The organism is Arcicella aquatica (assembly GCF_034928825.1).
GTDB classification, from domain to species: domain Bacteria; phylum Bacteroidota; class Bacteroidia; order Cytophagales; family Spirosomataceae; genus Arcicella; species Arcicella aquatica.
Window position 1 is genome coordinate 93,380 of the sequence record NZ_JAYFUL010000011.1, and the last position, 12,385, is coordinate 105,764.

Below are 12,385 nucleotides of genomic sequence, written 5' to 3' on the forward strand. Positions count from 1 at the left end.
CAATGCTGTGCATTTGATTTCAACCTTAGGTAACTGTCTAAACCAACGCTGTTTGGATACTTTTTTATTGATTCTAACAACATTTAACAATTGAAATCATGAAAAAGAAACAAATAACCTTCGATAAAAAATTATCGCTTGATAAAAGCATCATTGGCAAGCTAGACATTCAACAAATGGATGCGATAGTGGGTGGTAGCGTAAACACTGCGACCTGTGTTTACAAAGAAGCTGCTGAAGACAACGAGTTGGCAGCGCAATCTTGCAAGGCTTGTTCTTGTAATGGTCCAAAACCATAATGCCACTGCTGTACACTTAGATTAAATTCTATTTAACTATTTCAAACAAGAAAATCATGAAAAAGAAGCAAATAACTTTTGATAAAAAACTATCTCTTGATAGAGAAATTGTGGGCAAATTAGATGCTCAGCAAATGGATGCTATCGCAGGCGGAAGTGTAAATACTGCTACTTGTATCGGGCATCCTCCAAAAGAAGCATTAGAAGCTGAAGCAGCAAAATCTTGTGATGCTTGTTCTTGTAATCACTAAAAAAGATTTACACTGGCTGATGGCTACTATTCGGTAAATATTCAGGATAGTAGCTACTCAAACACCTTTAACCATTATTTCTTTAATTTCCTTAACAGAAATCACTATGAAAAAGAAACAAATAACCTTCGACAAAAAATTATCACTTGATCGTCAAATCGTAAGCAAATTAGATGCCACGCAAATGGATGCCCTAGTAGGTGGAAGTGTAAACACGGCTACTTGTGTTCATACACCAAAGCCAAAGGATGCTTATGAAGAACTAAACGAGAGCAAATCTTGTGATGCCTGTTCTTGTAATTAAGCTTTATTCATTATCCGAAAAACCTATTTAACAATGAAATTATAAAATTCTCTAAACGATAAAGTCATCGTAATGAATATTGATTCAATGTATTGATTACGACCTATTTAAAATCAAAACCTCTAAATATAAAAAAAGCCAAACCTTTTGGAGAAGGCCTGGCTTAGAATAACGAATGTTGGTTATCGGCTATCTCGACAATGCCAATAACAGGAGTCGTCTTTCTTTTAATTATTCAAGCGTAATGTTACCTATTTTTCTTATAAAAACAAATTATAAACGCGCAGTATTATGCAGAATTTTGAAGCACACGACTTTTATTTACTCCGAACTCCACTATTGTCGGTAGATAAATTGATGGAATTCAATGATAAAATTATCCATGGTAACAAGGAAGCCCTTGAAGAAAACCTACGTGAGTTGTTCTCAGAGGCTATTCTACAAGAAGCCATTTATATTGCTTCGCCAGATTTTTATGCTGAATTCAAAAAATGGTTTGACGGTGTAAATCAAAATCCGAGTGACGTTCGTAAAATTCTGTTGTCACTTTACAAATATTATGTGCGCATGAGTACCCGTTGTACGCCCTATGGCTTATTTGCAGGTTGTACGATTGGCGATATTCAAGACTCGACTGATATTCGGTTTGCCGAAAATGCTAAGTTTAGGAAAAGCTCAAGATTAGATATGAATTATGTGGAAGAAGTAGCAAAGTTGATTGTTAATCGTGAAGAGATTCGCCATCAACTTTTGTTCTTCACCAATAGTAGTATCTATCAAGTGGCTGATGCCTACCGTTATGCTGAATGTCGGGTTCAACATAAAAAACGTTCTTGTTTCCTAACGTCTGTAGCTTTTTCGGAATACCTTGAAAGTATCCTTACAAAAGCAAAAAATGGGGCTAGGTTATCAGATTTAGCACAAAGCATTGTTTCAAGCGAAGTAAATTATAACGAAGCAATTGCCTTTGTAGAAGATATGATTGATGCTCAGATATTAGTAAGTGAATTGGAACCTACCACTACAGGAGATGAATTCTTTGATGTTTTGATGGCTCGTATGGCCACTTTACAAGGCACAGCGGAAATATCGAAGCATCTTCAACAAATAAAAAGATTATTATTAGTCCAAGATAATTCTGTTACAAAATACCATGAAATTGAAAGGATTATCTCAGAGAATTTTGTAAAAACATCTAGTAAAGATTTAATACAGACTGATTTGTTTTATGAAACGCTCAATAATTCAATCGGTAAAACGGTGACGAAACAACTATCAAGTTCACTGGAAAAATTATTTTTGTGGACTCGAAAAAATAACGGAGCAGATTTAGAGAGTTTCAAAAAACGTTTTTATGCTCGTTATGAAGAAGAAGAAGTCCCTTTATTATTAGCGCTGGATGGCGAAACTGGGGTAGGGTATGGCGCTGTTTTTGGAGGGCAAGCCGACAATGCACCCTTAGTGGATGATTTACGGATTCAAGGGAGAGCAAGGGAGCAAACTACTAATTGGGAAGACATTGATAGAATAAAATTTAGCAAGTTTTTACAGGCAAAACAGGAGGGAAGTACTACTATAACGCTTACTGACAAGGATTTCGAGCCATTTTTGGCGATAAAAGACAGTATAAAGCTACCTGACAGCTTTTATGCTTTTGGTTCTGTATTGGCTCCATCAGCAGAGGCAATTGATACAGGGAACTTCAAATTTCTGATGTCTGTGGCTTCAGGGCCATCGGCTGGAAACCTTTTTGCTCGTTTTTGTCATGGCGATGAAAAAATCACAGCTAAAGTAAAAGAGTGTTTGGAATATGAAGAACAACATAATCCAGATGCTATTTATGCAGAAGTTGTACATTTGCCAGAGGCCAGAATAGGGAATATTTTGATGAGGCCTGCCATTCGGAAATATGAAATACCATTCTTGGGCAATGCCTCTGTGGAAAAACCATTTCAAATTGCGTTAGATGATTTAATGGTGTCAGTACCCTATGGCAGAAAAGTAGTTTTACGTTCAAAAAAACTGAATAAGGAAGTGATTCCACGCCTTACAACGGCTCATAATTATTCACGTGGTTTAGGGATTTATAAGTTTTTATGTGATTTACAGGGCTATGGACTAAATAGCACGGTTAGTTGGGATTGGGGAATATTAAATGAACAAACATTTCTACCACGGGTAGAATATAAAAATATAATCGTTAGCAAGGCTAAATGGAAATTGTATGCAGCATTGCATCCAGCTTTAGCAGGAAAGAATCTACCTGATAAAACTTTTTGGGACAATCTGCAAAAAGACCTCAATATTCCTCGCTACGTAGTTTTGACTGAAGGAGATAATGAGCTTTTGATAGATTTTGAGAGTGAAACATCACTACAAATTTTACATCATAAGATTTTGAAGAAAGGAATGGCAACGCTAAGTGAGTTTCTGTCTAGTCCTGACAATTGTTTTGTTCAAGATAAAAACGGAAGATATACTAACGAAATGTTGCTTGCGTTTAAAACACTTCATGTCAAAAAGAGAGAAATGACTCCAAAGCGTATAGATAGAAGCGTTCGAAGAATTTTTGTGCCAGGAAGTGAATGGTTTTATGTTAAAATATATACTGGGACAAAGTCAATAGAGAAGATTTTGACAAAAATTGTGAAGCCACTTTGTGAAGAATTGGTGAATGATGGTGTAATAGACAAATGGTTTTTCCTCAGATTTAAAGATACTGATGAACACCTTCGTTTGAGATTCCACAACGGCAAAAATGCACAATTTTGGCAATATGTCCTTACGCTATTACATGAAAAATTAGCGCCGTACATAGATCAAAAAATAGTAAGCAGTATTCAGATTGATACGTATAAGCGTGAAATTGAACGGTATGGAGATACGACGATAGAACAATGTGAACTGCTTTTCTATCATGATAGCCAAGCCATTGTCAATTTTATAGATTTACTGGATGGAAGCGACGAAGGAGAAAAATATCGCTATTTGTTTGGGCTGTACGGCGTGAATGCTCTGTTGGATGATTTTGAATTTAGCCTTACGCAAAAAGCTGAATTACTAAAGAATCTACAAGCAGGTTTCTTTCAAGAATTTAATGGCAACAATGCTTTAAATGTTCAGTTGAACGATAAATATAGGCTTCAAACTTCAGCAATTAACCAGTTGATGAATGGAAATGAATATGATGAAGGAGTAGCCGATGCGGTAGCCATTTTTAAAGAACGCTCTGTTGAAAACAGAAAAATTGTAGCTGAAATAAGGGAAATTCAAGCCACGCAAACTGGTACTATGAGTTTTCAGGAGATGTTACCTAGCCTAATACACATGTATTTGAATCGCTTGTTTATTTCCAAACAACGTCTGCATGAGTTAGTAATCTATCATTATTTAGATAAGTATTATAAATCTCAGATTGCTCGGAAAAAACAACATACTGTATTGATTAATAGCTAATTGTATCACTAAACTATTAGAATAATGAAAAAGTTAATCTTAATATTTGTCACCATCATCAGTACGATGGTTTGCATGGGTCAGGAGAGCGTGTATCAGCATCCCCCACAAGCTATTGAAGATTTATTGTTAGGTAAAATTACCCCAACAGTTAGAACGAATTCTAAAGGAAGCGTTTTGCTTATTTTAGAAAACAATGCCTTGCCGACAGTTGCAGAATTGGCAGAGCCTGAAATCAGAGTAGCTGGGATGAGAATTAATCCCAAAAGTAATTCACCAAGCAGGATTCGCTTTGCAACGGGAATTAAAATCCTGTTTATTGATACTAAAGTAGAAGTTGAGGTAAAAAACTTACCTAAAAATCCATTGATTGCTAATATTAAATGGTCGCCTGATGAAACAAAGTTTGCTTTTACGCATAACAGACCCGACGGAGTGGAGCTTTGGTATGTGGATATGCAAACCTTGGACGCTCATAGGATTGAAAAAATTACAGTCAATTCAGTGTTTGATTCGCCCTATGAGTGGCTGAATGACAGCAAAAATATTATGGTATTGACGGTTCCTCCAAGAATGGATCCGCCGACAAAACTAAACATCATAAAAGGGCCAGTGGTACAAGAAAGCAACGGACAAAAAAATGCTTCGCGTACTTATCAAGATTTACTAAAAAGTCCATACGACCAAGCAGTGTTTGATTATTATGGTGAATCTCAAATTGTTAAGACCGACCTTGTAAAGGGAAAGATATTAAAAATAGGAAGGGTAGCTGTTTATAAAAACATCAGCGTATCTCCCGATGGCACTTGCCTAATGACTAAAAAAGTGCAACGTCCGTACTCTTATACGTTACCGATGTACAGGTTCCCTGAAAAAGTAGATATATGGCTTACGAAAGACGGCAGTTTTTTGAAAAATATCGCAGATATTCCTTTGCAAGAGAATATTCCTATCGGGTATGATGCCGTAACCGAACTACCTAGAGGGCATGCTTGGCGACCAGACGTGAAGGCTTCGTTGTGGTGGTTGGAAGCGCAGGATGGTGGCGACCCAAAACGAGTAACAGATGTGAGGGATAAAATGTATACGTGGAGTTATCCATTCGAGGGCAATCCTGATGAAGTGCTGACATCAAAATACAGGGTTAGTTACATGTCGTGGGGTAACGATAAATTTGCGATGACCTCGGAATACTGGAACGCTACTCGACGATACATTAGTCGAGTAATTGACCCATCTCTTAAAAAAGAGCCTCGTCTTTTGTATGATATTTCTGCGGAAGATATTTATAATCAACCCGGTAATCCAGAGGTACTGAGAAATAAATTTGGGAAATTCACCATGGCTATTTCAGACAATGACGAGATGTTAACCTTCGGAGCAGGAGCAACGCCAGAAGGAAACAGACCTTTTATCGATCAGGTAAACTTAGCTACTGGCGAAACCAAAAGACTATGGCAATGCGATAAAAACCACTATGAATATGCTATTTCTGTATTGAATAGAGATAAAATGCAATTCCTTACCCGACGAGAGTCCCTAACTGAAAACCCTAATTATTACATCCGAGATTTGTCGACAGATTCATCTTTTATTACACCATTAACCAACTTTGAACATCCATATCCACAGCTTAAAAATGTACAGAAAAAGGTATTGAAATATAAACGTTCCGACGGTATTGATTTGACGGCTGAACTTTATTTACCTGCTGACTATACGCCTGCACGTGGGCCTCTGCCTACGCTTATGTGGGCTTATCCAGAGGAATATAAATCAAAAGAGGGGGCAAGCCAGCAAAATATTTCGTCTAATGAATTTGTCCGATTGCCCATTCTTTCGCCCATCTATTTTGTTACGCAGGGCTATGCAGTGTTGGACAATGTGAAAATTCCCATCATTGGCGAAGAAGGAAAAGAAGCAAACGATACTTTTATAGAGCAGATTACGGCAAGTGCCAAAGCTGCTATTAACGAAGGAGTACGTTTAGGAGTGGTAGATTCCAGCAAAGTCGCTATTGGTGGGCATTCATACGGTGCTTTTATGACAGCTAACCTCTTAACGCATACCAACTTATTTAAAGCAGGTTTTGCTTGTAGTGGTGCTTATAACAGAACGCTTACGCCCTTTGGTTTTCAGACAGAGGAACGTAATTATTGGCAAAGTCCAGCGATGTATAATACTATATCGCCCTTTCAAAATGCCAATAAAATGAAGCATGCATTACTGCTTTTTCATGGTGATGCTGATAATAATCCTGGGACATTTACCCTACAAAGTGAACGATATTTTTTAGCCTTGAAAGGGCTGGGAGCGACCACAAGGTATGTTAATCTACCACATGAATCACATGGTTATCGTGGCAAAGAGAACCTTCTTCAAGTGTATGCAGAAATCAATAACTGGTTTCAAAAATATGTAGTAAAAAACGAATTTTCAATTAATAAATAACCGTTTAAACAGGAAATATTATGAGACAAACAGTTGGAAACCTAATAGAGAAGATTCTTAACAGACCGAAAAATGCAGAACCGATTGAGTTCTTGACCGATGAAATGTCGCTACAGGTGCGTGGTGGAGACCGAGAATATACCCCCATGTACGATGATAAATCCAAGGATATCGACTGGGGAAGAGCAGCAATCTTACTCGATAATTTAAAATAAGTTATTCACCAAGTTAAATAACATCATACCATGGCAAAGAAAAAATTCTTCATCAAAAAGGATGAAAAAGATGCTAAAAAGAAAGCATTGGAGCATTTTAATACCGAAGAAAATCAGATTATTTCTGAGGATGTTTTAGGTGGTTTTCGCCAATATGGAGGTAAAAATCCAGATCCTACAGAGCCACCACCACCAGCTCCGCCAGCAGAATAGTAATTTTCATTAACGTATCAGTTAGCCATGAGAGATAAATCAATTTGCAAAGTGTTGATTATGAGGGTTGCAAGTCGTTGCAACCTAAATTGTACTTATTGTTATATGTACAATGTGGGAGATGAGTCTTTCAAAAGTCAACCTAAATTCATGAGTATTGATACTGTTGATAAAGTTATTGAGCAAGTCGGATTGCATTGTGAAACAAATAATTTAAAGTCATTTGAATTTATATTTCACGGTGGCGAGCCTATGCTTATTTCAAAGGAGTTTTATAAATACTTTGTAGCACAAGCAAAAGAAAAGCTTCCTATCCAGACTAAGCTTTTTTTTGCTATCCAAACCAATGGAATATTGTTGTCTGAAGAATGGTGCAAAGTATTTAGTGAACTAAAAATTGAGATAGGTATCAGCATTGATGGTTATGAAGAGAGCCATGATAAATATAGAATAAACCATAGTGGAAATGGCTCATTTCGGTCAGTCATGCAAGGGTTTAAGATTGCCTCTGAATCGGCTTATCTTCAGAAGATTCCTGGGGTTTTATCGGTCATCAATATTCAGGCTGATGCAGAAAAATTCTTTTATTTTTTGAAAGAATATAAGATTCAATTAATCGATTTTTTATTACCTGACTGCTCTTATGAAAAACTTCCTCTGGGCTACGAGGATGGTATAAATGATAGGACATTGTATGCAGATTGGTTGATTATTCTTTTTGATTTGTGGTTCACTGATAATACCAATGGACCACAGATTATCTTTTTTGAACAACTCGTGAAAATCATCATTGGTATTGATGAGGGCTTTGAATACATTGGCAATAGAAAAGCAGAATTTTTAACGATTGAAACCGATGGTTCTATTGAGGTAACAGGCTCTTTTAAAGTTTGTGGTGATGGCTTTACCAAAAAGGGTTATAACATTCATACACATACGTTAGAGGAATCTTTGGAAGATGAGCTTGCACAAAGATATATCAATGGCCATGACAACTTATGTTCAAAATGCCAAGCTTGTCCGATTGTGGAAGTATGTGGGGGAGGGTTCGTGGCTCACCGCTATAGCAAACATAACGGTTTTGATAATCCTTCAGTATACTGTCTGGATTTAATGAAATTGATTACTCATGTTCAGAACAAAGTACTTGATTACCTGCCTATTGAATTAGTAGAGGAGAGCGAGCTTACTTATCTGTCATTTGAAGAATTAAAGCATAATAACATTTAAAAAACTTGAACTTATGATAGCCAGCAGCAAATATAAATTTTATCGTCAGCTCGACTATATGGACTGCGGACCTACTTGCCTCAAGATGATATCAGCTTATTATGGTGTTGATTATCCGCTTGATTTCCTGAGAGCTAACTCTTTTATTACACGCCAAGGAGTGAGTCTGTTAGGAATTAGTGAGGCAGCCGAAAAAATTGGATTCAAAACCCTCGGAGCTAAACTTTCTTACGAGCAATTGTTTGACGAAGTACCCAAGCCTTGTATCCTTCACTGGAATCAAGAGCATTTCGTGGTACTTTACGATATGAAACGGCCTAATTTTAAATTACCCTTTTCTAAAAATAATTCGGATAGGATTTTATTAGGAGACCCTGCCCATGGCTTAGTATGGCTTGATAAGGAAAACTTTATGAAATCGTGGGTGAGTACCTCCGACAATAAAGGAGTGAGCTTACTATTAGAACCGACCAACCAATTCTACGAAACTGCTGAGGAAAAACAAAAGGAGTCGATGGGATTCAAGTTCCTGTTTCAATACATGACTCCCTATAAAAAATACTTGGTTCAAATTATCCTTGGAATGCTGTTCGGCAGTTTACTGTCAATGATTTTCCCATTCTTGACACAAAGTATGGTAGATTACGGTATTCAGCGACAAAATCATCAATTTATAAAACTAATATTAATCTCCCAACTGCTTCTCTTTCTAGGCGGTATGGCGGTTGATATGATTCGAAATTGGATTTTGTTACACATCAATGCAAGGATGAGTGTGTCTATTATTTCCAATTTTTTATTAAAACTAATGCGATTACCCATTAGTTATTTTGAATCAAAAAATACGGGAGATATTTCTCAGCGGATTAATGACCACCATAGGATAGAATCTTTCCTCACGGGTTCAACCCTTCAGACGTTATTCTCGTTTATCAACCTCATTATTTTCTCGATAATATTAGGGATTTATAGTACCTCTATATTAACTGTCTTTGCGGCTGGGAGTATTGCTTCAATCATTTGGGTAGTCCTTTTTTTAGAAAAACGCAAAGACTTGGACTATAAACGCTTTCAGAGTTTAAGAGAAAATCAGAATAGTATCTATGAATTGATTACGGGTATGCAGGAAATTAAATTGAATAACTGCGAAAAAGCACGTAGGTGGGAATGGGAGAGAATACAAGCTAAACTGTTCAAAATCAATATCAAAAGCTTATCTCTTGAACAGTATCAAGAAGTAGGTTCAACGTTTCTGACCCAGCTCAAAAATATCATTATCTCGTATATGGTGGCATCAGAAGTGATGAATAACCATATTACTCTAGGGGTAATGCTTAGTATTTCTTATATCATCGGGCAGTTGAATGCACCCCTTACGCAGATTATTAAATTTATGAGAAGTGTTCAGGATGCCCAAATAAGTTTGGACCGATTGGCAGAAATCCATAATCGCCCAGATGAAGAGGCCGACGAAGAGCAATTAATGGGTAAGGTGTTTTCAAGCGAACTAGATGATAGTTATGAAGATCAAACGTATTTTATAGAAGAAATTAGCGAAGGCAAAATTTTAAATGGAATGATTAACGCCCGAAAAGGAATAACCCTTGAAGATGTTTCATTCAGATATGGTAGTTCGCAAAGTCCATTGATTCTCAAAAACCTTAATTTACATATTCCCGCAGGAAAAGTAACTGCCATCGTTGGCGCAAGTGGTAGTGGAAAAACTACGCTATTGAAGTTATTATTGAAATTTTACCCACCTAATAATGGTAAAATCTTGGTTAATGGTAACGATTTGAACGATTTGTCTGCACGTGAATGGAGAAAAAAATGCGGGACGGTTATGCAAGATGGCTATATTTTTTCAGATACTATCACTCGAAACATTGCGGTAGATGGGGAAAAAATTGACGAGAAGAAATTGATAAATGCCGTCAGGGTGGCCAATATTCAAGACTATTTACGCAAACTTCCTTTAGGGTTTACCACCAAAATTGGTAGCACAGGTTCTGGGCTTAGTGGCGGGCAAAAACAACGTATTTTCATTGCTAGAGCTGTTTATAAGAACCCCACTTACCTATTTTTTGATGAAGCTACCAGTGCTTTAGATGCCAACAATGAAAATATTATCATGGAGAACCTAGAAAAATTCTTTCATGGTAGAACCGTCGTCGTAATTGCTCATAGACTAAGTACCGTAAAAAATGCTGACCAGATAATTGTCATGGAAAATGGCGAAATCAGAGAAAAGGGTACTCATGTAGAGCTAGCCTCACAAAAGGGGTATTATTATGAGTTAGTCAAAAATCAATTAGACTTAGAAACAGCATAGCAATAATATTTATCATAAACTATTAATTAACCATGCCAGAGCAAAGTAGCAGTTTCGAACTCAGGAGCGAAGAGATCCAAGAAATTATCGGGCTTGTTCCACATTGGATTGTTAGATGGGGTATTACTGTCTTATTCTCAATCCTGTTTGTATTCATCCTTACGTCATATTGGGTTAGTTATCCAGATGTTGCTCAGGCAAACGCTCTGATAACAACAACGATACAACCTAAAAAAGTATCATGGATGGCAACGCCACCATTGGAGTATAAATTGACGGTCGTTGATTCTCAGATTGTTAAAAAAGGTGATACATTGTTCATTGAAAATAATGTACAGACCAATGAAAAATTTTATGAAGTATCTACTGTAGCAGGGCGCGTGATTATACTAAGGGCTACTGACAATAACCCTAATAAATCAACTATCATAGTAACGCCTGCAATGTCTAGTTATCGTGTACAATTGTCATTACCCATAAAAGGCGTTGGACAGATTAAAGTAGGGCAACGAGTACAAATAAAACTAGACCCCTATCCTGTTAATGAATTTGGCTATTTAGAAGGGAAGATAACCGCCGTAGTGCCGTATGCTATTGATAACAATTATAGAGCATCTGTTGAACTAACGAACGGGATGAATACTACCAATGGGAAAAAAATTCCGCTTCAATATTACCTGATCGGAACAGCAGAAGTGATGCTAGATGAAAAAAGTTTATTAAGTCGTTTTACTGGAGGAAATTTTAATAGATAGCAAGATGGCACACGTATTCTCAATTAATAAAGTATTTTTTGCATTTAACACCTAATATTTCTATATTTGATTATTATTATATAAATAGTTATGCAAAATTTATTAACCTGTTTAATTGTTGATGACGAGCTCTTAGCACAAGAACTCATTGAAAAATTTGTAAATAGAATTCCATATTTACAATGTGTGGGAAAGTGTTTTACAGCAATGGATGCACTTGTGATGATTAATGAAAAAAAACCAGATATTATTTTTTTAGATATTAATATGCCAGAAATGACTGGACTAGAATTTTTAAAATCACTTACCAATACTCGTCCACAGATTATTATTACTACTGCTTACTCTTATCATGCTATAGAAGGTTACGAACACGATGTGGCTGATTTCTTATTAAAACCTTTTCCATTTGATAGATTCCTAAAGGCAATCAATAAGATTCAGCAACGGATGATTGATAATAAAAACAATGCCCCTGTTGCTACTGAGCCTAAAGAAGCCACTGTTTCTTTGGAAGGTAAAGACATTAACAAAGAGGAGTCTGAAGAAGAAACATATCTTTTAGTAAAGCAAGACAAAAAGCTCGTGAAAATTTATCCCCATGAAATTATTTTCATTGAAGGGATGAAGGATTATCTGAAGATACATACCAAAACAAAGTTTATCGTCATATACATGACGATGACCCGTATTGAACAATTATTACCTAAATCAAAATTTTTACGCATCAATCGTTCTTTTATCATTTCCTTAGCAGCCATGAAAAGTATTGAAGGCAACATGATTGAAATGTCTAACGATAGGAAGTTAGATATTGGTAGTAGCTATCGGGAGAGCCTGAAAGAATACTTTAAAAGCAAAACCTTGATTTAGTAGAAG

The 12,385-nt window shown here is 36.5% G+C and carries 11 protein-coding genes; all 11 read left to right on the plus strand.

Annotation, left to right across the window (positions count from 1 at the left end):
• The first annotated feature begins 98 nt into the window (after positions 1 to 98).
• The 11 genes from VB264_RS09135 (at position 99) to VB264_RS09185 (ending at position 12,379) form a co-directional block, all read left to right on the plus strand.
• On the plus strand, positions 99 to 299 hold the full coding sequence (locus tag VB264_RS09135; protein ID WP_323248680.1) for a class I lanthipeptide: 201 nt from the start codon (positions 99 to 101) through the stop codon (positions 297 to 299).
• Between the two features lie 56 nt (positions 300 to 355).
• Positions 356 to 550 (plus strand): class I lanthipeptide, encoded by a 195-nt coding sequence (locus VB264_RS09140; protein WP_309917645.1) that lies wholly within the window; start codon positions 356 to 358, stop codon positions 548 to 550.
• A 106-nt stretch (positions 551 to 656) separates the two neighbouring features.
• A complete protein-coding gene (locus tag VB264_RS09145) occupies positions 657 to 854 on the plus strand; it encodes a class I lanthipeptide (RefSeq protein ID WP_323248682.1) in 198 nt (65 codons plus the stop codon).
• Positions 855 to 1,145: 291 nt separating this feature from the next.
• Positions 1,146 to 4,310 (plus strand): lantibiotic dehydratase, encoded by a 3,165-nt coding sequence (locus tag VB264_RS09150; RefSeq protein ID WP_323248684.1) that lies wholly within the window; start codon positions 1,146 to 1,148, stop codon positions 4,308 to 4,310.
• Between the two features lie 24 nt (positions 4,311 to 4,334).
• Positions 4,335 to 6,761: a S9 family peptidase gene (locus tag VB264_RS09155; RefSeq protein WP_323248686.1), complete on the plus strand. Its 2,427-nt coding sequence runs from the start codon at positions 4,335 to 4,337 to the stop codon at positions 6,759 to 6,761.
• A gap of 20 nt (positions 6,762 to 6,781) precedes the next feature.
• On the plus strand, positions 6,782 to 6,976 hold the full coding sequence (locus tag VB264_RS09160) for a hypothetical protein (protein ID WP_323248688.1): 195 nt from the start codon (positions 6,782 to 6,784) through the stop codon (positions 6,974 to 6,976).
• Between the two features lie 30 nt (positions 6,977 to 7,006).
• Positions 7,007 to 7,189 (plus strand): hypothetical protein, encoded by a 183-nt coding sequence (locus VB264_RS09165; RefSeq protein ID WP_323248690.1) that lies wholly within the window; start codon positions 7,007 to 7,009, stop codon positions 7,187 to 7,189.
• Positions 7,190 to 7,216: 27 nt separating this feature from the next.
• Positions 7,217 to 8,419 carry a radical SAM protein gene (locus VB264_RS09170; protein WP_323248692.1) on the plus strand — a complete coding sequence of 401 codons (1,203 nt, stop codon included), beginning with the start codon at positions 7,217 to 7,219 and terminating at the stop codon, positions 8,417 to 8,419.
• Between the two features lie 13 nt (positions 8,420 to 8,432).
• Entirely contained in the window at positions 8,433 to 10,751 is a 2,319-nt protein-coding gene (locus VB264_RS09175) for a peptidase domain-containing ABC transporter (protein ID WP_323248694.1), read from the plus strand.
• Positions 10,752 to 10,783: 32 nt separating this feature from the next.
• Positions 10,784 to 11,506, plus strand: coding sequence for an HlyD family efflux transporter periplasmic adaptor subunit (locus VB264_RS09180; RefSeq protein ID WP_309917619.1), 723 nt, complete (start codon positions 10,784 to 10,786; stop codon positions 11,504 to 11,506).
• Positions 11,507 to 11,596: 90 nt separating this feature from the next.
• Positions 11,597 to 12,379 (plus strand): LytR/AlgR family response regulator transcription factor, encoded by a 783-nt coding sequence (locus tag VB264_RS09185; RefSeq protein WP_323248697.1) that lies wholly within the window; start codon positions 11,597 to 11,599, stop codon positions 12,377 to 12,379.
• Positions 12,380 to 12,385: the final 6 nt, after the last annotated feature.